This is a genomic window from Streptomyces sp. NPDC002054, assembly GCF_040296685.1.
Classification (GTDB): Bacteria; Actinomycetota; Actinomycetes; order Streptomycetales; family Streptomycetaceae; genus Streptomyces.
This window is the reverse complement of the sequence record NZ_JBEOXT010000030.1, coordinates 64,981-84,583: the sequence shown is the minus strand read 5'-3', so window position 1 is coordinate 84,583 and position 19,603 is coordinate 64,981. Positions and strand designations below refer to the sequence as shown.

Here is a 19,603-nt window from a genome sequence, read left to right as displayed (position 1 = left end):
TCCGCAGCATAGGCGCCGGTGCTCAACCGGTCGTGCAGGCGGTCACGGTGTGTCCGGGCGGCGGCGGAGCAGCAGGAGGGCGATGTCGTCGGCGCGGGGGGCGGTGTGCCGGGCGTGCTGGATGAGGTCGTCGGCGACCGCGGCGAGGGGTTGGGAGTGGACGCGGTCGAGGTGCCGGGCGGCGGCACGGGTGGAGTCCTCGATGTCGTCGCCGCGGGATTCGACGAGGCCGTCGGTGTAGAGGGTGAGGAGGGTGCCGGGGGTGAAGGGGATCTCGGTGGTGGGGTAGCGGGCTTCGGGGTCGATGCCGAGGACCAGCCCGGGGTTCAGGTGCAGGATCTCCGTGGGGCCGCCGGGACGGTGTACGAGGGGTGGCGGGTGGCCTGCGGTCGCCAGGCGGGCGCTGTTCCGGGCCAGGTCGAAGTGGACGTAGAGGCAGCTGGTGAAGAGCCCCGGGTCGAGGTCGGTCAGGAGCCGGTTGGTGCGGGCCAGGACTTCGCCGGGCGGGGCCCCGGCGGTGGCGTGGACGGCGGTGCGGACCTGCCCCATGAGGGCGGCGGCGTTGACGTTGTGGCCCTGGACGTCTCCGATGGCGGCAGCGGCCGTGGTGTCGTCGATGCGGATGAGGTCGTAGAAGTCTCCGCCGATGTCGAGGCCCTGCGCCGCGGGGAGGTAGCGGGCGGCCACTTCCAGGGCCGGGATGTCGGGCAGGGTGTGCGGCAGGAGGCTGGTCTGCAGGCTGTGGGCGAGCAGGTGTTTGGAGTCGTAGAGGCGGGCCCGGTCCAGGGCCTGCGCGATCAGGCCGGCGATCGAGGTCAGGACGGCGCGTTCACCGGGGGCGAAGGGGCGCGGGTGGTCGTAGGCCAGGACGAGGGAACCCACGGGGTGGCCGGAGGCGATCAGAGGAAGGAACGCCCAGGCGGCCATGTCGTCCTGGACGACGGCCGACGGATACTCGGCCACGAGTTCGCCGGCGTCCGCGAAGAACAGCGGATCGCCGGTGCGCAGCACGCGGGTGGTGGCCGTGTCGGAGGTCACCGGTTCGCCGTCGAACCGGGCCATCAGTTCGGCCGTGTAGCCGCGGTAGCCGACGATGCGCAGGCGCTGGTCCTCGGCCACGAGCAGGGCCATCGCCTGCGCGCCGAGTGCGGGCACCAGCTGGTCGGCGGCCTGCTCAACCACATCCTGCGCGTGGTGGGCCTCGGTGAGGGTGGCCGCCAGATGCATCAGCTGGTAGAGGGCGGTGGCCCGGCTGGGCGCCGGCGCGGTGGCCGATGGGGCTGCGACCGGTGGCGGCGCGGGTTGGCCGTCGGCTCCCGCGCCGGCGCCGGCGCCTGTGTCCGTACTTGTGCCTGTGCCTGCGCCTGTGACTGCGGTGATGCGGACGCTGATGCCCGTGTCGTCGGGGAAGAGCTCGAAACGCAGGCGGCGGTCGGGGGGCCGCAGGGCGGTGAAGGACCGGGGCAGGCGGCTGATGACCGCGGCCCGGTAGTGGTCCTCGATCACGGGAGTGTCCATCCACGGCAGTGCTTCCCACGGCAGCGCACCGAGCAGGCCGGAAACCGGCGCGCCGAGCAGCTCGGCCGCCTCGGCCGTGATGAAAGTGACCTTTCCGTTCAGATCGAGGGCGCAGCTGCCGCCGGGCAGCCGGCGAGCGAAGGCCAGCACTGCTGCCGCCTCCAGGGGGCCGGGCGTGGGCGGCGGCAGGGGGCGCAGCATCACGGGGTGGGCGGCCGGCTCGACCGGACGCCCTTCCTCGGCGGCCTTCCGCAGTACGTCGGCCAGGCCGCGGCAGCCGGCCTCCATGGCGTGGCGTTCGCGCTCGGACAGGTGCGGTGGGTGCATGCCCGGCCACAGCAGCACCAGGCCGCCCGGAGCGAGCGCTCCGCCGGCCGGGGGACGGCCGGGCAGGGGGCTGGCGGCGAGCGCGAAATCGTAGGGCAGGACCAGGCCGAGCCTCGGATAGCGGCGGGCCGTCTCCTCCTGGCCGCCCAGCCACACGAGCCGGTGCTCGCGCACGGCGTCGGCCACGGGGATGGGGTCGTCCAGCCCCACGCGGGACCAGGGTGCGGCGAATTCCCGGGACACCCCGCAGGCCAGGGCGAGGTACAGGACGCGCCTGTCGGATCCGGGCAGGTAGACCATGCCGATGGACGCGCCCGTGGCACGGACCACCTCGTCCAGGGCCGCCTCCAGTGGCCGCCGGCCCGACGGCTCGGCTCCGGCGGCAGGTACTTCCCGCACCTGCTCATCGTCTCCCACCGGGGGCGGTGAGCACCTCCGGCACCGGGATCGCCCCTTTGGCACGCCTGAGCCGCCCGTGTACCGCCCGGCCGGGGCACCGCCCGGCCGGGGCCCGCGATCGGATCAGCCTTCGCCGGGTGCACGCGACCACTGGGCCGTGATGTGAGCCGCCTGCCGGATCAGGGCCTTGACCAGGTCCTGTGCACTGGAGGCCGCCGTGGACCGCAGCACCGCGACGCTGATCTCGCGCGCCAGGTCCGGCCCTTCCAGGTCCAGTGGCCGTACGACGATGTCCTCGCGCGCCGCCCCGAGGGCCAGGCGGGGAACCAGCGCGATGCCGGTGCCCGCCGCGACGAAGCCCTGCACCACGGCGTAGTCGTCGGTGCGCATGATGTGCGCCGGCTCGAAGTCGTGCTGGGCGCAGGCCCAGGCCAGCAGCCGGTCGCAGGGGTCGCGGGGGTCGGCCGCGCCCACCCAGTCCTCGTCGCGCAGCTCCTGCAGGGGGACGCGGTCGAGGTGTGCGCAGCGGTGGCCCTGCGGCATGGCCAGCAGGAGGGGGTCCGTCAGCAGGGCATGGAGCTCGAAGTCGTCGCCGAGGTCGAGGTAGTCGTCCGGCTGGGAGAACACGAGCGCTGCCTGCAGCTCGCGTGAGCGCAGTCCCCGGAGCAGCACCGGCAGCTCTCCCTCGGTGAGGGAGACATGGACTCCCTGCTGGTGCAGGGCCTTCACGGCCGGCGGCAGGAGGAGCGCCCCGGCGGTGGGGAAGGTGCCGATGTGCAGGGTCCGGATGCCGCGCTCGGCCAGGCCGCGTACTTCGCGGTCCGCGAGCTGGAGCCGGGAGAGTACGGCTTCCGCGTGCGGCAGCAGTGTCTCCCCCAGCTCCGTGAGGACGGCGCCGCGCGGGCCCCGCTGCACCAGCCGGGCGCCGAAGTGCGCTTCGAGGGCCATCAGGTGGTGGGTGACCGTCGGCTGCGCATAGTGCAGCAGGCGGGCGGCGGCAGCGAGTGATCCCGCCTGGGAGATGGCCCGGAGAACCTGGAGGTGGCGCAGCTCAAGATATAGACAGCGTATGGAGATCCATCAAGGAATGACGCATTCCTCGATGGCTCCCCCGCTGCCACTCTGACTGGCGTGAACAGCAACACCTCTCCCCGGGGCGCCACGCAGTTGCGCGCCCCGTACGCAGAAGCGCTCCGCAGGCACGCCGGCCGGGGCTGGCTCCGCCTCAACGTCCCGGGGCACGCGGGTGACGGCGCGGGCTCCTCCCCGCTCGTCGAGACGTTCGGCCCCGATGCGGTACGGATGGACTTCCCTCCGCTCCTCGACGGGATAGACCTCGGCAAGGACACGCCGATGGACCATGCCCTGGCCCTGGCGGCCGAGGCCTGGGGCGCCCGGCGCACCTGGTTCCTCACCAACGGCGCCTCCCAGGGCAACCAGATCGCCTCTCTCGTGGCCCCGGCGCTCGGCGACACCCTCGTCGTTCAGCGCAGTGTGCACTCCAGCGTGATCGACGGACTTGTCCTCTCCGGCCTCAAGGCGGCATTCGTCCAGCCCTCGCTCGACGCGGAGCAGGGCATCGCACACGGCGTGACGGCCGCCGACCTCGCGGAGGCCCTCGCCCGGCATCCCGGTGCCGCGGCTGCGTACGTCGTCTCCCCGAGCTACTTCGGTGCGGTGGCCGACATCCGCGCGCTCGCCGATGTGGCCCATGCCGCCGGGGTGCCCCTGATCGTGGACGAAGCCTGGGGTTCGCACTTCGGCTTCCACCCCACGCTGCCCGCCGGCGCCCTGTCCCAGGGCGCGGACCTCGTGACCTCCAGTACGCACAAACTCGCCGGCAGCCTCACCCAGTCCGCCATGCTGCACCTGGGCCACGGCCCGTTCGCCGACAGGCTGGAGCCGCTGGTGGATCGGGCGTTCCGGCTCGTCCAGTCCACCAGCGCGAGCGCGCTGCTGATGGCCTCGCTCGACCTCGCACGGATGGCCCTGGTGGCCGGGCGGGATGCCGTCGGGGGTTCCGTCGAGACCGCCGACAAGATGCGGGGGAGGATCCGCGCGCTCGGCCGCTTCGCCGTCGTCAGCGACACCTTCGACCGCTTCCCCGACATCGTGGCGGCCGACCCCCTGCGGATCGCCATCGACACCCGCGCCGGGGGGATCGCCGGGCACGAGGCCCGGCGGCGGCTGCACCGGGACCATCAGGTCATGGTCGAGGTCGCCACCGATTCGGCGGTGGTCGCGGTGGTCGGAGCCGGTGCGGCACCGGACTGCGACCGGTTCATCGAGGCGCTACACACCCTGCCGTCGCCGGCCGACGGCGGTTCCGGAGGTCCGGTACGGCTGTCCCTGCCGCAACCCGGGCCCGCGCGGCTGACCGCACGCGAGGCGTTTCTGAGCCCTGCCCGGGTGCTGCCCGCGGCAGCGGCGGTCGGGCGGATCTCCGCGGACACGCTGGCCGCGTACCCGCCCGGTATCCCCAACATCCTGCCGGGCGAGGTCATCACCGCCGAGACGGTCCGCTTTCTCCAGCACACCGCGACCGCACCGAACGGCCATGTCCGCGGTGCGCTCGACCCGGGAGTCACCCGGCTGCGCGTCGTTGCCTGAAGCCCCGCATCCGGCCCGGGGGGCAGGGGCGGGGCCGGTGCTACAGTGGCCGCGGCCGGGCTGTCCCGGCCCCGGACGAGATGCGCCGTACCCGGTTACGCACGACGACGCGCACGAACCTCTCGATCGAGAGGTTTCGTAGCGGTCTGCACCATCCCGGCAGGCCGTGTCGCCGAGCGGATGGACCCGTACACATGACCGTGCAACTGACCCGGACCCTCTACACCACCGCCGCACACGCCAGCGGAGGCCGGACGGGCACGGTGGCCACGGACGACGGCCGCCTGAATCTCGAACTGGCCCCGCCGCGCAAGAAGACGCCGACGGCCACCAACCCCGAGCAACTGTTCGCCGCGGGCTACGCCGCATGCTTCACCTCCGCCCTCGCCGAGGTGGCCGACGAGTTCGGGGTCGACACGGCCGCCGCCCAGGTCACCTGCCAGGTCCAACTCGGCACCACGGACACGCCGGCGGGCTACGGCCTGGCCGTGACACTCACGGTTGCCGTCCCCGGCCGGACTGCCGCCGAACTGGAGCCGCTGCTACACCGGGCAGACGCCACATGCCCCTACTCCCAGGCGGTCCGGGGCAACATCCCCCTGACGCTGGTGGCTATCGACGGAACCACGGCGCAGTGACGAAACCGCGCACGGGGATAGCCCCTCCGGCCCGCGGCGCATGGCTGCGGCGCGGGATCAGCCGCAATGGTGGCCCGCTGCTGGAGGAGCAAGAGGCCATCTGGCTGCAGGCGGGCCATCACTATGCGGACAGCCGGGGCTTCGCGGGCACCACCTCCTTCGACGGCCATGAGGTCCGCTTCCACCACGTGGTCGGTGAGCCCGGCGAGGACGTGGGCTGCCTGCGCCGGGACGGCGAGAACCTGGTCGAATCGGGTGCGAACCCCGACGGCTCCACCTTCCTGGAGATCTGGATGCCGATGCCGGACGCCTCCGGCCAGACCGGCTCCTGGACCGCCGCCGGATGCCAGGTCGTACGAGTCGGTCCGCACCTGGTGTACGTGGACGCCGAAACGAGCGCGTACCTGCGGATGTAGCCCGGCTGGTTGAGCCGCACCGCGCAGGGCGGGCACCCGGCACCGGGCGGATCACGGGTGGCAGAGGCGCCCGCGGGAAGCATCACGGGTGTGCGCCGAACCCCTGCCACCCTGGCCGTCCTGCCCGCCCTCGCCGTCCTCGCCACCGCGTTCTCCGCCCTCGTCCTGCCCGGGCCACCCGCCGCCGCAGCCCCTGCCACCGAAGCTCCCACCGCTGCCGGAACGGTCCAGCTGACCAGCTACAACATCTGCGGCAACATGTGCTCCCGCCCTCCGTACGACCCGGCGCGCCGCATCGCGGCCGTGGCCGCCGAGGCCGATCCCGGAGGCTGGGGTGCCGACCAGCTGTTCCTCCAGGAGGTGTGCGAACACCAGTACCGCGCCCTCCTCGACCGGCTGGGCCCGCTCGGCTACGCCGGGTTCCACTCCGCCACCCTTCCGGCCGGGAACCCGGCCATCTGCGAGGGCCACGCGTACGGGAACGCCGTTCTCGTACGCGGTCCGGTCTCGGCGACGGCCGCACTCGACCTGACGGTAGGGGGCGAACGCGAGCCCATCACGGTGCCCTGCGCCCTGACTTCCCTGGCGGACCGGCCCACCTGGTCCTGCTCGGTACACCTCTACTGGGACGACGGCACCCTCGCGGTGCCGGAAGCGGACCGGCTGGCGGCGCAGGCCCGCCAGTGGCTGGACGACGGATTCACGGTCGTCCTGGGCGGGGACTTCAATCACTCCCCACGCACCGCCACGCTGTCGCGCTTCTACCGACCGGAGCGGGGGGACGGCGCCGACGGGTCCTTCATCGAGGCCGACGAGAGCGACCCGGAGTTCTTCGACCCCGCCGTCTGCCCACCCGCCGTGTCGGCATGCCGGTCGGGCGAGGCGACCTTCGGCGCGAAGAAGCTCGACTACGTCTTCCTCAGCGCCCCGCACTTTCGAGCGGTGAGCGCCGACGCCTTCCCCCTCGACACGGCGGTCTCGGACCACAACCTGCTGCGCGTCTCGGCCACCACCTGACGGGGCCACCACGGCCAGGCCGACGCGAATGGTCAAGTTCTGAGTCTGGCAGCCTCCGCATGGGCCGCGGCAGCCTGTTCGCCGACCGTGGCGGACTCCTCCTGTCGTCCTACGGCAGACAACCGGTCGCCGAGAGCCTGCAACGAGACGGCGAGCTGGTACTGGAAGGCGACGGGGTTGCTCTTGGCCAGTCGGCGGTTGATCGCCACTGCCTCCTCGGCGGGTTCCAGGGCGTCTTCAGGCCGGCCCAGGCGGGCCAGGTGGTTGCTGAGGTTGCCCAGTTGCCGCGCCAGGCCTGGGAGATGTGCGTGCGGGTCGTCCTCGGCCAGCAACCGGTACATGCCGGCGGACGCCTTGGTCGGGGGCAGCGCCTCCTCCTGTCGGCCCATGCCGAGGAGGCAGGTGCCCAGGTTGCCCATGGCCTGCGCCGCCGAGGAGAGGTACTCGAGACCGTTGCTCCGGGCCAGCAATTCGACGAACAGTTCAACAGCTTCCGCGGTGGCGTCCAGGGTCTCCTCTCGTCGGCCGGTGGCCCACAGCCAGGTGCCGAGGTTGAGCAGAGAGTTCGCCAGGCCGGGCACGTACCCCGGGTTGGCCTCGGCCAGCCGTCGGTTGGCCGACACTGACTCCCTGGCCGCTGCCAGGCCTTCTTCCCGTCGGCCCTGGTCGAACAGGAAGAGGCCCAGGTTGTGCAGCGAGCCCGCCAGGTTGGGCAGGTAGGCGGCGTCGGCCTCGGCCAGCCCCCGGTACAAGCGGGCGGCCTCCTCGCCGGCGGCCAACGCTTCGCCATAGTGGCCTGCGGCACCGCGGCGATTGCTCAGCCTCGTGTACAGCCGCGCGCGTCGGGCGGAATCGGTGGTGCCGGTCAGGTGATGAGCGGCCAAGCGCTCGGCCACCGCCAGGATCCCGATGTCGAGGTCGACATGGCGCCCGTCTGGCATGACCTCCCAGACGGCCTCGAGTACGTGCAGGAGGTCACCGTCGAGGGCGTCCTGGGACATCCCCGGGACGGGTGGGCTTGTCGAACCGATCTGTGCCAGTGTGGTCAGTGCGGCCGACCCCGCCTCCAGGACGAGTCGCGGATCGGACAGCACCACCGGGTACAGGTGTCCCCGGCCGACATGGGGCCAGCGGGCCGCGGCGGCGGCGAGGAACGAGACCGCCCGGCGGACCCACCTCGGCACGGTCCCGTCGTGGCTGCGATGGAGCAGGACGGGAGTGCTCACGCTCGCCCATTCGTCCGACGGATACCCGGTGATCCGACTTCCCGGCAGCATGAGCGCGAGGAAGTCCTCGGCCAGTCGGTCGGGTAACAGAGGCGCCAGTGCGTGGGTCCGGCCGGGGTCGGTGGGCGGGTAGCAGAGGGTGTGGTCGGCGAGGATCTGCTCGGCAGGAAGCCCGGGCAGGAGCCTTTCGAGGATGGAGCGGGCGGTCTCCCGGTCGGTGGCCCCGGTGAGGCTCGCCGTGAACACCGCTCGCGCCATCACCGTGTCGGGTGTGCGGAAATCGAGGCCGCCGCCGGTGTTCTCGTAGAGCTGCCGCCAGTGCTCGTGCTCTCGGTCCAACAGGTAGAGGGTGAGGCCGACCATGTCGGCGGGCGGGCGACGCCCGTATGCTGCAGCGTCCACGGTGACCAGTGCGGCCATGTGCACCGCCAGTGTCAGCGCGAACTCCGGGTGGCCCAGTTGTTCCGGGGGTGCGATCGCTCCAGGGTCGGATATCCGAGGGTAGTGGCGGGCGAAGCAGTCTCGCGCGGCGGTGAACATCCGGTTGCGGCTGTGGCCGTCATCAGGAAGCGGCGGCACCTGCTGGTCGGAGGTGTCGATGGGCACGCGGAGCCGGTTGAGCCTGCCGCGCAGGGCCGGCCAGCCGATGGCCGACCGGCCGATAAGCAGGATGCGCGCCCGCACCGGTTGGTGCAGCAGCCGGTTCTGGAACAGCCAGCTCAAATCCGACAAGGGCCATCGGTCTGCGTAGTCGACCAGCAGCAGCACTCCCTCATGCCCGCCCAGGCGGAGGTCCTGGCTGCCTTCCGCGGGAGGGTGGGTTTCGGTACTGTGCACGGCGTCCACGACCCTCCACCCGGCGGACTGCGACATGGCGGCGAGCCGGGCCGCCAGGCGGGTCTTGCCCTGGCCGCCCTCGCCATGCAGCCATCGCACCGCCAGCCGTGCACCGGAGTCCCGCCAGGTGGTCAGCGCGTCGAGTTCGGCGTGGCGTCCGGTGAAGTCGACCACCTCGGCGCGCGCGTCGAGCATCCGGCTGGGCTGGGCTCGCAGCCACTGCGCGTCCGATCCGGTTACTCGGCGGTGCTCGAACAACAGGTACACGGGGGTGCCGTCGCCGAAGACGTGTATGTCCGCACCGACTGCGCCGTAGGCGTGCCCGCCCTGTGCATGCACCACCTGTTGGACCGCGCTCGGCAGGTGCGGACTGCCGCCGCCCGCCGCGGTCACCGGGACACGCCCTGTCCGTTGCGGCCGTGTTCTGGTGCTACCGGTGCCTGCACCCGCCCCACGATTTCCGCGTTGACCTCGCCGCCTGTGGGCGACTCCATCCCCCACTCCGACATCAGCCTTCATCGCCCTCTGGCTTCGCCTCGCCGACGCTTGGAGCGTCCGGGCGGCGAGCCGGAGCTTCAGCGGAAGGCGTGGGGTGGTGATGGTGAACGATCACGCTGCCGTGCAGTGCACCGTAGGCGCTCGCGTGATCGGAGGCGGTGACGTTCTGGACCGATGATCGCTCCGGGCCGGGAAGCGCGGCTCGAGTTCGGGCGACCAGGGCCCGGAGCTCCTCCGCCGCCTCGGGGTGTCGACGCAGTAGGTCCTCCAACTCGCCCTGCCACAACGGAATGATGCGCTCTCGCGCCGCATTCACGTCATCGGCCCTCTCGATGCGGGCCGCGGTGGACACCAACTGACCCTCGATCACATCCTGCTCGACGGCGCCACCGCGATGGAACAACCGCACAGCTGCCTCGCGTGTGCTCTCCCAGGCCGTGGTTGCCATGGATGCGACCAAGGCGGTCGCACCGGCCATGGCGAGTGTCGTGATCGGCTCCATAAGTCCCCCGGCCCGGTGAAAGATCAAGAGCTGTGCTGAAATTTGTTCGACTTCCCCTGCACCTTTCCTTCCACGGGCACCACAGAAATACGCCTGGATCCGCTTGTGTGGGTCGTTGACGGGATGGGTGAGGGCGAGCCGTATAGGGTTTTGGCAACCGTCCTTCTCGGCGCGGCCTGCCTGCCAAACCCGCCTGCCCGCCTCAGGAGTGCTGCCGTGCCGCCCATGGAGACACCGCCGGCATCCGGCAGCCTCGGTTGGAACCGTGGGACAGCGGTGCTGGTGCTCCTGTCGTTCGCCATGCTGATCGTTTCGCTCGACCAGTACATCGTGGTCGTGGCACTCCCTGACATCGCACGCGACCTCGGCTATTCCGCGCAGACGCTCCAGGCGGTCATCAGCGTCTATGCCGTAGCCTCGGCCGGCTTCCTTCTGTTCGGCGGGCGCGCCGCCGACCTGCTCGGGCGGCGCCGCATCCTGGCCACCGGCCTCGCGCTCTATGCCTGGGCATCGCTCGCGGGAGGACTCGCGACCAGCCCCGGCGTGCTCCTCGCGGCCCGCGCATTCCAAGGTCTCGGCGGAGCCCTCGTCTTCCCCACCACCCTGGCACTTGTCAACACCACCTTCACCGAAGGCCGCGCCCGCAACCGCGCATTGGGGATCTGGGGAGGGGCAGGCGCGGCAGGGCTCGTCATCGGTGTGCTGCTCGGCGGGGTTCTGACGCAGGCGTTCGGCTGGGAAGCGGTCTTCCTCGTCAACGTCGTCCTGGCCGTCCCTGCGCTGCTGCTGGCCTTCGTAGTGATCCCCTGGGACGGGGAGCGCGAGAAGGGCCGTACGTTCGACCTACCCGGTGCGCTCAGCATCTCTCTCGGCGTCACACTCATCGTGTTCTCCCTCGTGCAAGGCCCCGGACTGGGCTGGCTTTCGCCGGGCATCCTGGTCAGCGCAGCGGCAGGCCTGCTGCTGATCGGAGCTTTCGTCATCATCGAGCGGCGCAGCGACGACCCGCTGATGCCGCCCCGGCTGCTCTCCAACCCCAACCTGATCACCGGCGCTGTCATCGCCTTCATGTTCATGGCGACCTTCGGCTCCGTGCTCTACTTCCTGTCCCTCTACTTCCAGGAGGTCCTGGGCTACGACGCTTTGCAGACCGGCGCCGGCTTCGTCATCCCCACGGCGCTGGTGGTGGCCGGTTCGACCACCGCAGGCCCGCTCGTGACGCGGTTCGGTCTCAGGCGCACGTTGTCCGCAGCCCTCGCCGTCGGCGCGGTCGGTGCGGTCGCACTCGGCCTCGCGATCTCGCCGAACGGCACATACATTGGGCTCGTCCCCGGCCTCGTGGCGCTCAGCATCGGCGACGGGGTGGTCTTCACCACCATGTTCATCGCCGCCGCCACCGGAGTCTCCGACCGGCAACAAGGCATCGCCTCCGGCATTGCCTCCACCGCCTCAGGGGTGGGCGCAGCGGTCGGCCTCGCCGTCCTCGTACTGGTGGCGAATGCCGGCCTCGGTGGTCTCTCCGGTGAACAACTCCGAATCGCCACCGCCGAGGGGATCAGCACCACGCTCTTCGTCGTGGCGGGCGGGATCGGCCTGACCTTTCTCGTCGCCTTGAGCCGGTGCCCGACACCGACCGGACCGGTACCCGCTCCCGTGCCGTACCAGACCCGACGCTGCTGACAGCGTCCGGGACCTGGGTGACCGCTCAGGAGTGGCCATGGGGCGGCGCGCCGGGGGTGGGAGGGGGCGGGGCGTGGGCGGTGCCGGATTCGATGGTGCCGCCGAGGCGATCGCGCAGGCCCGGGAGTGCGGACTCCGGGTGGGCGGTGACCACCCAGCGCTCCCCCACCAGATAGGTGCCGCCGTACGCGCGGGCTTCCGTCAGCCATGCCTGCCGGCCGTCGGGCCGTGCGAAGGTGAGCATCCGGTACGAGGTGCCCTGCCCGGTACGGCACTCCCCCTGGCGCACCTCGTCCGCGTCCACACTGACCGCAGCCGTGCAGCCTATGGCGTCGGCGATCTCCTGCAGCGGGCCGGGGCGGGCGGACACCGGGCCGGCGGGGCCCGCGGTCCCGGTCGAGCAGGATCCGTACAGCAGGGCCGCGGCGAGGGCGCCGGCCGCCGCCCCTGTCCGCCGGGCTCGGGCGGGCAGCTTCCTATCCACCGGCCTTGGCCTTCTTCCCGGTGTCGGTGACCGCGAACCAGAGGCCTTGCAGTGCATGTCCCTTCGTGTCGCCGGGCTGCTTGTCGCCGGTGAACCGGTAGACCGGCCAGCAATCGACGGTCAGCTGCTCCGAGCCGTCGGGCCGCCGCACCGTACCGACGAGTTTCCCGGCGATTCCCGACACCTTTGTGCGGTCGACCGGTTCGGCCGGTTTCCACGTGTTCAGGCAGGCGCCGACGCAACCGATTTTCATCGGCCAGGCACTGTCCTTGTCGAATCGATAGAGGGTCATGCCCGTACCGTCCGTGATGATGTTTCCGAGCTCTGCGTTGCGCGTGACCCGGAGTTCCGGAGCGTCCTTCTCCTCCTTCTCCTCCTTCTCCTCGTTCTGTTGGTCTGCGGCCTTCTTTCCGTCGGGGGCGAACGCATGCCAGGTGTTGCCAACGCCCTCGCCGAGGGTGTCCCCTGCTTTCACGTCCTTGGCGTAGCGGTACACGGGCCACCCCGCGATGGTCAGTTGGCGGCTGCCGTCGGGGCGGCCCACCTCGCCCAGGAGGTCGGCGTCGATGCCCCCGGCGGCCGAGGCGCCCGCGGCGGGGACGGGCGGCCAGGCGCGGGCGCAGTCCCCGTCACAGGCCGAGGTGGGGGGCTCGGCCGTGTCGTTGTCGAAGCGGTAGAGCGTGAAGCCCTTGCTGTCCGTGGCCACGGTGCCGAGGGCCGGGACGTCCCGGACCGCCAGTCGGCCGGCCGGGCCGCCCTTGGCCGGCGCGGCCTCCTGCACGGGAGCGGAACCGCTGCCGCCGCCGCTGTAGGCGTCGTCCGCGCCGTAACCCGGTGCGATGCTCTTTTCGCTTCCGGCCGGCCTGACGGCATTTCCCACGGGGGAGGAATTTACGTCGCCGCTGCCGCATCCCGCGGCGAGCAGCATCACCGCGACTGCCGATCCTGCCGATATTCCGCGCATCTTCTTCTTCACGTTCGCTCCTTCGGGTTCGTTCGGGTCGTTCGCTTGTCCGAGAAAATTGATACGGGATCGCGGGCGATATGCGGTCGCCTCCACGGGAATTTGTCGGATCGCGTCAAGAATGAACTCGGGGCGGCTACCGGCCGTGCGCCGCCGTTCACTCCTGCATGCGCAGGGCCAGCGCGGGGCAGCGCCGCACCGCGCGCAGCGCCTTGGGCCGGTGCCGTTTCGACACCGGCATGGATGCCTCCGCCGGGTAGCCGTCCGCGCCCAGCCGTACGACATCGGGAAGGATCTCCCTGCACAGCCCGTGCCCCTTGCACAGCGTCCAGTCCACGACGAGCCGCTCCGGGCTCTCGTCCTCCGGCAGCGGCAGCACACCGAGCACCCGCCGACCGCAGCCGCGGCCCAGGGCGTGGGCCGTGAACTCCTCGGGGAACACGGCGAGCGCGGACGCGACGAACTTCGCCGTGCCGTCGGGGTGGCTGCAGGCACCGCGACCCATGACCGCCCGGGTGCGGGCCGTCACGGCGTCGAGGGCGGTCCGGCCCCCGCCGGCGACCGCCTCCTCCAGTACGGCGGCCAGCGACGGCAGCCCTCGTATGCAGGGCCCGCACTGGCCGGCCGACTCCTCCGCCATCCACCGGGCCACCCGGACCACCTCGCCCGCCGGGCAGGTGTCCTCCGGCAGCGGCAGGACCGCCCCCGCGCCCAGCACCGCCTCGAACGAGGCCAGGGACTGCCGGGAGACCAGCACGGTGCGGGCTGCCTCCGGTGCGAGCCACCGGCCGTGGTAGCCACCGACCAGCACCCCCTGCCCGGGGTCGGTGCCGCACACGTCCAGGATGTACGGCAGCAGGGACCCGGTCGGGGTCTCGACGACGGTGGTTCCGGCGACCGTCAGCAGGACGGTGCCGGGCTCGGTGGGCAGGCCGGCCGAGCGGTAGTCCAGTGCGCCGAGCCGGGCGGCCACGGCGAGTTGGGCGAAGGTCTCGGTGTTGGACAGCAGGGTGGGCAGGCCGGCCAGCCCGCGGTCGCTGGTACGCACCTTCTGTCCGGACGGGAGCGCCGTGCCGCCGTTGAGGCCGCCCACCAGGGCGGTGCCCTCTCCAGTGACAAAGCGTTCGGGCAACCGGATCACGCGCACCCGGCTGCCGTCCGGGCCGCGTTCGGCGACCGCGGCGCGCACCGACTGCTCCACGTCCGTACGGGTGACGCCGACCACCACGTCCTCGGCGGACAGGGCGGCAGCCGCCAGCAGGGCGCCGTCGAGGACCAGGTGCGGGACGTGCAGCAGCAGCGCGGTGTCCTTGAGGCAGCTCGGCTCGCCTTCGCTGCCGTTGACCACCACCGCGGTCCGGCCGTCCCGGGCGACGGCCGTGCGGGCGACCGCCCGGAGCTTGCGGGCGAACGGGAAACCGGCTCCCCCGCGCCCCCTGAGGTCGATGTTCTCGGCGAGTGCGACGAGTTCGTCCGGGCGGTACCGGGGCAGTGAGCCGTGCCGCGTCAGATGGGCGACGCGGTCCAGCCGTGCCGCCGTGTCGAGTCCCGCGAGCAGGCGTGGCGGCCCCACGGAGCCGAGCGCGGGCCGCGGCCCGGCGGTCACGGCCACCGCCCGGGGGCGTAGGTGCTGTCCTCGGGTGCGGGGGCCGGACTCGGTATGTACGCGGAGATGTACGGCGGTTGGCTGGGCAGGGGCGGCGGCGCCTTCGGATGCTCGACGACTGTCGGGATGCCCGCTCCCGGGGCTGCCGGGGGCCGGCGGGGCGCGGGAGGCGGGGCTGCCGCCGGGCGGGCGGCGCCGGCGCGCAGCCGCGACCGCAGGCGCAGCGCGAGCAGGACGGCCACGGCCAGCAGGCCGAGCGCATAGCAGGCCGTCACCCAACCATCCGCCGGGCGCCCGGACTTGAGCCCGTGGACCAGTGACGCACACCACGCCGGGTAGGCCCCCATGTGCAGGGCCCGCCACCATTGGGAGCGGGTCCGGGTGGTGGCGAAGGCGCTGCGGGCCGCTCCGGAGACCGCCACCAACACGAAGAGGTAGCCGGCCAGGGTGCCCAGCCCGATGAGCAGGGGTCGGTCGCGGTCGGCGAAGGGTACGACCACGGACGCGGCGCCCGTATGGTTCTCGGCCACTTTGACCCAGACGTGCAGGGCGAGGAATCCCAGTCCCGCCGCGGCGAGGCCGCGGTGCACTCCCTGGGCCAGAAGCCGGTGGCCCGTCCCGAGAACCAGGCGGTCGGTGGCCACGAGCCCCCACAGCACGGTGGCGGTCAGGGAGACCAGCGAGAGTACGCCCGCCCCGAAGTCGAGGAAGTCCCACATCCGGGTGAGGGCGCCCGCCCGGCCCGCCACGACCAGGGCGAGGACGAGGGCGAGCGCCGCGGCGCCCGCGTACAGGGCTCGGGGACGCCGTGGCCCGATGGTGGGCAGCAGGGTCGTACGGTGGACGGCCCGCCGTCCGGCTGCGGCCGGTACGGCTCCGGCGTGGCGTCTCCTGCGGCGGGCCCGATGAGAGCGGGGGGCGTGCATCTGGGACAGGGGCATCGAGTTCTCCCGTGCACCCGGGTACCGAGGCTCCACCTCTTGCTCGGCACCCGGGGTTCGTGGTCGGAACTGCTCGGCGGCGCTCTGACACACACGCGGCAGGGCCGGTCGCGGCACTGGCGGTGACAGGGGCCCGGTGGGCGGCGAGGGGTCTCCTCGGCGGCGCGGGGCCGGATTGCCAGAAGCATCGTGGAGAGTCTCAGCGCCCCCACGGGATTTATCGAAATGTGACAAGTTCTGGTGCCCGCATCGCCATCACATCGTGTAACGGCGGAGGATTCCCCTCCAGTGGTGCGGGTGGGGCGCCGAACGCCTCATGCGCCGCCTACTCCCTTGCCGGGCAAGGCAATCGGCAGCGGGAGACACGCGCGGGCAGGTCTGCCACCCTGCCATCCGGCAGGCCTTACCCAGGCACGAAGAGGTAACGATGTGCGAACTTCTGAACCGCATCTGGTCCCGCCCCCGCGGCGAGTGGACCCGCGTGCTGCGGAGGGAACTCCCTTCGCTGGCCGCTGAGATAGTGGAGGAGCTTCTGCATGGAACCCCCGGACTGTCCTTGCTCGTCGAGGACGTCGACGACGAACTGCTCAGACAGGCGGTGGAGGAGGCCCTGCTCGGTGCCCTGGGCTACCGGGCCCCAGCCCCGGGGCACGGCCGCCACGACGGCCTCGATCAGGACGGCCGCGGCGACCACGGCGATCACGGCGATCACGGCGGCCACGAGCGGGCCGACGGCCGGGACGAGGACCCCGCCGGCCACGACGGTCACCGCGAGGGCGACGTGCGCGGGCATCACGAGGCGCCTCCCGAACGGGCGCGCCAAGAGCTCTTCAATGCGCTCACCAGCGACTGGAGCCCGGACGACGGCACCGTGGCCGAACTGGCCCGGCAGGCCTCCTGGCCGCTGCCGGAAGCAATTCGTGCCATCGCCCTGACCAGCCCCGGGGAGACCCAGCAGCTGGCCGGCATGCTGGACGACGGCCTCGCCGGCATGGCCGGGGGCCAGCCGTGCCTGCTGGTGCCGAGCCGCGACGGCGACACCCGCACTCCGCTCGAACTCGTCCTGCGCGGCCGGCTCGCCGCCGTGGGCCACCCCGTCGCGCTCCGCGACACCGCCTCCTCGCTGCGCTGGGCCGTGCGCCTGCTCGCGCTGACACCGCCCCGTACTGGCCCGGACACCCGGGCGGTGTTCGTCGACGACCACCTCTCGACCCTGCTGCTGCTCCAGGACGAACCGCTGTCGCACGCACTGGCAGCCCGCCGACTCCGTCCGCTGGCCGACCTGACACCACGGCAGAGCGAACGGCTGGAGGTCACGCTCCTCGCCTGGCTCGAGGGCGGCGGCGCTCCGGAGGCTGCGAAGGCGTTGAGCGTGCATCCGCAGACCGTGCGGTACCGGATGCGGCAGCTGGAGAAGCTGTTCGGGTCCGACCTGCGGGACCCCGGCACCCGCTTCGAGCTGGAAATGGCCCTGCGCAGCCGCCGGTTGATGGCTCAGGTGCGGCGCCAGTCCTCGCGTACCGGACGCAGGGGGCGGCCCCCGCTCTCCCCGGAATTCCGCCCGCTGGGCATCGGACGGATGGCGCGCGTCAACGGACTGTGACCACCGACCATCGACCACCGGCCACGGCCGACGGCCCCGGTCTTCCCCCCGCGCCGACAGGAGGGGAAGACCGGGGCAGGTCTAGCGGCAGGCGCGCCCGCTGTTGATGCAGCGCACTGCCTTGGCCATCAGGCCGTCCGACATCACGTTGATGAAGTCACCATGGTCGGTCACCGGTTTGTGCAGCTGCTCGGGGAAGCTGTCCACGGCGAACCGGGCGCCCGGAGGAACGCTGTAGACGATGCGCTGGACAAGTTGCGGCAGGGCGGTGAACCCGTTCGCGCAGCGGCCGTTGCGGTCCGCGAAGGCCACGTGGGTGCGGTGGTTGGCGCTGTCGGTGTTCCGGCCGTCCCAGCAGCTCTGGAAGTTGAAGGTGCGCACCACGTCACTGCCCCGCGGGCAGAGCGGGTACTTGTCCTTCAGCTGCCGGTTCTCGAACCCGGTGCAGCTCCAGGAGGCGTTGGCGTTGGCCGTGCCGTTGGTGAAGGCCTTGGCGTCGCCCGTGATGATCCGCAGGAATCGCGGCATGGCCTGTACCCGGCCGACCGGACTGCCCTTGAACTCGATGGTCACCTGTTTCGGCCGGAGGATCGTGCCGACGTTGCCGTCCTGGCCGCCGCCGGGGGCGTTGGCGTCCCGTTCCGCCCGGCCGTCGCGCAGCCGCAGCACCGGCCAGTAGTAGGTGGACCGGTCCCCGTTGGTGCAGGTGGTGCCGGCCGCGGCCAGGCTGTCGTTGGTGGAGAAGGCGTCGGTGGAGAGGTTGCCCACGTAATCGTGCATGTGGTGGGCGCCGTTGCTGATCCCGGGCGCAACGATCACGTTGTCCGGGTTGAAGTGGCCGTTCTCGTTTCGGCCGCACCGGGCGGTGAAGGAGCCTTTGGAAGCGCCGGCCGCGGGGGCGGGCTTGCGTACGTTCGGCCGTACGGAGGTGATGGGGGTGAAGTCGCCGCGCGCCGGGCCGCTGCCCTGGCGGGGCGAGCCGCTGCCCTGGCGGGCGGCGGCATTCGGCTGGTCCACCGCCGCATCGGCCGAGGCCTTCTTCATCTCGCAGGCGCGCAGGGCTTCCAGGCCCGTGGGCGCCTGGGCTCCAGTCGCCGCCTGTCCGATCGCGCCGGACAGTTCGGCGATGGCCTCCCCCCGCTGCTTCTCGAGCTCGCCGAGGAGCGGGCCTTCCGCGGCTGCGCCGTCCGCCAGTTTCCGGTAGGCGTCGGCCACTTGGACGTCGAGTTCCGCCAGTTTCGCGTCGACCTGCGGTTTGGCCTGGGCGGGGACGTCACGCAGCCGGTCACCCACGTCGGGGCAGTCGATGGTGGCCGTCACGATGTCCGTACTGCCATCGGCAACCTCTGAAACATCTGAGACTTCTGAGACATCTGCAGCTCGCCCGGAGATGCCGGCGGATGCCGACTCCGCGACGATCGCGATCCCGCCGGCGCCCACGATCACGGCGGCCAGGAGGGCGAGGGAGCTGCGGGACAATCGACGGCGTTTGTGACCCTGTCGACTCATGCCATCACTTCACTTCTTTGACTTGGGGGAGGTGTCGGTCAGTGCCTCGAAATCGACCAGCCCGCTGTCCTCGAGGACCGTGATGTGGTCCAGGACAGTGGCGTTGGCGTCGGTGGCCAGATTGCGCACCATGGTGTTGCGGGTCTGGGCCCGGACCTGGGCCACAAGGGCGAACACCTTGCCGTGCGCCCGGCGCAGGAGCTGGATGAACAGCCTTTCGTAGTCGTCTCCTTGAGCCTGGGTCAGTTCGGCCAGCCAGCCCTGCTGTTGTTCGTTCGGCTGATTGGGGAGATCCAGCCCCAGGGCCTGGCCGACCTGGATGGCGCGCCGGTCGAGCTCGGTGTGTCCTTCGACGAGGTGATCTCCGGCGGTACGCACCGTGTCGCGGCTTCCGCGCTGCTGGGCCTGACGTCCGGCCGGCAGTTCCCACAGCCCGGCCAGCCGTACCTTGCGGACGAAGTCCCGGTCCTGGGCGGTCAGTGGCCCGAACGGCGTACTCATGGTGCCGAGACCGTCGTCATCGGCCGCGGGGGCGGCGGACGCGGAGCTCCTGCCGCCGAACGCCTCCACCGGGATCAGCAGTGCCAGCAGGGTGAAGGCCAGAGCGCCGATGACGATGGCGCTCGCGGTCACGTATCTTGCGCCGGCCGAAAGGCCGACGCCGGACCCTCGACGCAGTGTCAGCACAGTGCCCTCCTTGCTCCGTGGGCCGGGAGGGGTGCACCCCCGTTCCCGGGATGCCAAGGGACGCTAGTGCCGTTGTGGTGCGTACGCGGGAGGGCGATCACCATCGGACAAATATCCGGGCGAGCCCGCGAAAGGCTGCTA

At 71.8% G+C, this 19,603-nt stretch carries 16 protein-coding genes and 1 riboswitch; of the genes, 6 read left to right on the top strand and 10 right to left on the bottom strand.

The genetic code is table 11. From position 1 onward, the window contains the following. Positions 1 to 42: 42 nt before the first annotated feature. Complete coding sequence (locus tag ABT123_RS25830) at positions 43 to 2,244, bottom strand: SpoIIE family protein phosphatase (protein ID WP_502971046.1); 2,202 nt, start codon at positions 2,242 to 2,244, stop codon at positions 43 to 45. A 123-nt stretch (positions 2,245 to 2,367) separates the two neighbouring features. Beyond that, positions 2,368 to 3,294, bottom strand: a complete 927-nt coding sequence (locus tag ABT123_RS25825) for a LysR family transcriptional regulator (RefSeq protein ID WP_351318878.1) — start codon at positions 3,292 to 3,294, stop codon at positions 2,368 to 2,370. 81 nt (positions 3,295 to 3,375) lie between these two features. Here ABT123_RS25825 and ABT123_RS25820 point away from each other — a divergent pair, with 81 nt between their 5' ends. The 4 genes from ABT123_RS25820 (at position 3,376) to ABT123_RS25805 (ending at position 6,925) form a co-directional block, all read left to right on the top strand. Continuing rightward, positions 3,376 to 4,854 carry an aminotransferase class I/II-fold pyridoxal phosphate-dependent enzyme gene (locus tag ABT123_RS25820; protein WP_351318811.1) on the top strand — a complete coding sequence of 493 codons (1,479 nt, stop codon included), beginning with the start codon at positions 3,376 to 3,378 and terminating at the stop codon, positions 4,852 to 4,854. Between the two features lie 50 nt (positions 4,855 to 4,904). Beyond that, positions 4,905 to 4,968, top strand: a riboswitch (guanidine-III (ykkC-III) riboswitch). An 80-nt stretch (positions 4,969 to 5,048) separates the two neighbouring features. Continuing rightward, positions 5,049 to 5,492 carry an Ohr family peroxiredoxin gene (locus ABT123_RS25815; RefSeq protein ID WP_351318809.1) on the top strand — a complete coding sequence of 148 codons (444 nt, stop codon included), beginning with the start codon at positions 5,049 to 5,051 and terminating at the stop codon, positions 5,490 to 5,492. Further along, the gene (locus ABT123_RS25810; RefSeq protein WP_351318807.1) at positions 5,489 to 5,908 is read left to right on the top strand and encodes a hypothetical protein; all 420 of its coding nucleotides are present in this window, start codon (positions 5,489 to 5,491) and stop codon (positions 5,906 to 5,908) included. Before ABT123_RS25815 ends, ABT123_RS25810 begins: the two co-directional genes overlap by 4 nt. 90 nt (positions 5,909 to 5,998) lie before the next feature. Beyond that, a complete protein-coding gene (locus tag ABT123_RS25805; protein ID WP_351318805.1) occupies positions 5,999 to 6,925 on the top strand; it encodes an endonuclease/exonuclease/phosphatase family protein in 927 nt (308 codons plus the stop codon). A gap of 32 nt (positions 6,926 to 6,957) precedes the next feature. On the opposite strand, the gene ABT123_RS25800 is transcribed toward ABT123_RS25805, so the two are convergent. Together ABT123_RS25800 and ABT123_RS25795 are read right to left on the bottom strand one after the other, a co-directional pair. Beyond that, on the bottom strand, positions 6,958 to 9,381 hold the full coding sequence (locus ABT123_RS25800; RefSeq protein WP_351318803.1) for a tetratricopeptide repeat protein: 2,424 nt from the start codon (positions 9,379 to 9,381) through the stop codon (positions 6,958 to 6,960). A 115-nt stretch (positions 9,382 to 9,496) separates the two neighbouring features. Beyond that, positions 9,497 to 9,988, bottom strand: coding sequence for a hypothetical protein (locus ABT123_RS25795; RefSeq protein WP_351318801.1), 492 nt, complete (start codon positions 9,986 to 9,988; stop codon positions 9,497 to 9,499). 225 nt (positions 9,989 to 10,213) lie between these two features. Between ABT123_RS25795 and ABT123_RS25790 the strand changes: the two genes are divergently transcribed. Then, the gene (locus ABT123_RS25790) at positions 10,214 to 11,668 is read left to right on the top strand and encodes an MFS transporter (protein WP_351318799.1); all 1,455 of its coding nucleotides are present in this window, start codon (positions 10,214 to 10,216) and stop codon (positions 11,666 to 11,668) included. A gap of 25 nt (positions 11,669 to 11,693) precedes the next feature. Here ABT123_RS25790 and ABT123_RS25785 read toward each other — a convergent pair whose 3' ends face one another. From ABT123_RS25785 to ABT123_RS25770, 4 genes are all read right to left on the bottom strand, one after another. Then, entirely contained in the window at positions 11,694 to 12,152 is a 459-nt protein-coding gene (locus ABT123_RS25785) for a hypothetical protein (protein ID WP_351318797.1), read from the bottom strand. Continuing rightward, entirely contained in the window at positions 12,145 to 13,128 is a 984-nt protein-coding gene (locus ABT123_RS25780) for an SCO0930 family lipoprotein (protein WP_351318795.1), read from the bottom strand. The genes ABT123_RS25785 and ABT123_RS25780 overlap by 8 nt, the downstream gene beginning before the upstream one ends. Before the next feature lie 145 nt (positions 13,129 to 13,273). Then, a complete protein-coding gene (locus ABT123_RS25775) occupies positions 13,274 to 14,722 on the bottom strand; it encodes an NADH-ubiquinone oxidoreductase-F iron-sulfur binding region domain-containing protein (RefSeq protein WP_351318793.1) in 1,449 nt (482 codons plus the stop codon). Next, positions 14,719 to 15,663 carry a hypothetical protein gene (locus ABT123_RS25770; RefSeq protein ID WP_351318791.1) on the bottom strand — a complete coding sequence of 315 codons (945 nt, stop codon included), beginning with the start codon at positions 15,661 to 15,663 and terminating at the stop codon, positions 14,719 to 14,721. Before ABT123_RS25770 ends, ABT123_RS25775 begins: the two co-directional genes overlap by 4 nt. A 427-nt stretch (positions 15,664 to 16,090) precedes the next feature. Here ABT123_RS25770 and ABT123_RS25765 point away from each other — a divergent pair, with 427 nt between their 5' ends. Next, positions 16,091 to 17,266, top strand: coding sequence for a PucR family transcriptional regulator (locus ABT123_RS25765; protein WP_351318789.1), 1,176 nt, complete (start codon positions 16,091 to 16,093; stop codon positions 17,264 to 17,266). Positions 17,267 to 17,347: 81 nt separating this feature from the next. Here the strand turns inward: ABT123_RS25765 and ABT123_RS25760 are convergent, their stop codons facing one another. After that, positions 17,348 to 18,775, bottom strand: a complete 1,428-nt coding sequence (locus tag ABT123_RS25760; RefSeq protein ID WP_351318787.1) for a DUF1996 domain-containing protein — start codon at positions 18,773 to 18,775, stop codon at positions 17,348 to 17,350. A 9-nt stretch (positions 18,776 to 18,784) separates the two neighbouring features. Beyond that, positions 18,785 to 19,408 (bottom strand): DUF4142 domain-containing protein, encoded by a 624-nt coding sequence (locus ABT123_RS25755; protein WP_351318785.1) that lies wholly within the window; start codon positions 19,406 to 19,408, stop codon positions 18,785 to 18,787. Positions 19,409 to 19,603 lie beyond the last annotated feature (195 nt).

Excerpts from the sequence above, each read along its gene's own strand:
- ABT123_RS25815 (WP_351318809.1), top strand. The coding sequence starts at position 5,049 with ATGACCGTGCAACTGACCCGGACCCTCTACACCACCGCCGCACACGCC.
- ABT123_RS25795 (WP_351318801.1), bottom strand. The coding sequence starts at position 9,988 with ATGGAGCCGATCACGACACTCGCCATGGCCGGTGCGACCGCCTTGGTC.
- ABT123_RS25790 (WP_351318799.1), top strand. The coding sequence starts at position 10,214 with ATGGAGACACCGCCGGCATCCGGCAGCCTCGGTTGGAACCGTGGGACA.
- ABT123_RS25770 (WP_351318791.1), bottom strand. The coding sequence starts at position 15,663 with ATGCCCCTGTCCCAGATGCACGCCCCCCGCTCTCATCGGGCCCGCCGC.
- ABT123_RS25765 (WP_351318789.1), top strand. The coding sequence starts at position 16,091 with ATGTGCGAACTTCTGAACCGCATCTGGTCCCGCCCCCGCGGCGAGTGG.
- ABT123_RS25760 (WP_351318787.1), bottom strand. The coding sequence starts at position 18,775 with ATGAGTCGACAGGGTCACAAACGCCGTCGATTGTCCCGCAGCTCCCTC.